Annotated in this window: 1 pseudogene; it reads right to left on the minus strand. The window is 55.0% G+C overall.

The window, feature by feature from the left end:
- Positions 1-447 (minus strand): annotated as a pseudogene (gene sitB, locus EPK82_RS24650) (iron/manganese ABC transporter ATP-binding protein SitB); the annotation flags it as partial.

Here is a 447-nt window from a genome sequence, read left to right on the forward strand (position 1 = left end):
CCGTATAGTCGCAAAACTCGGTGACGGAGCCGAGATTATGCGTTGAGACCAGCATCGTGCGGCCTTCATCGCGCAGTTCCCGCAGTAGATCGATGATTCGCGCTTCGGTTTTTACATCCACGCCGGTAAAAGGTTCATCCAGCAGGATCACCTGTCCATCCTGAGCGATGGCCCTGGCAAGAAACACACGTTTTTTCTGCCCGCCGGACAGCTCGCCAATCTGCCTGTGACGATACTCCTGCATATCCACCCGCGCCAGCGCGGCGTCAACACAGGCGTGATCATGCGCAGTGGGACGGCGTAGCCAGCCCATATGGCCGTAGCGTCCCATCATCACCACATCTTCTACCAGCACCGGAAATGACCAGTCCACTTCTTCCGATTGCGGAACATAAGCAATGAGGTTTTTTTTCAGTGCCTTGTTGACTGACTGTTGCAGGATAGTGA

Source organism: Ectopseudomonas khazarica, from assembly GCF_004521985.1.
Lineage (GTDB): Bacteria > Pseudomonadota > Gammaproteobacteria > Pseudomonadales > Pseudomonadaceae > Aquipseudomonas > Aquipseudomonas khazarica.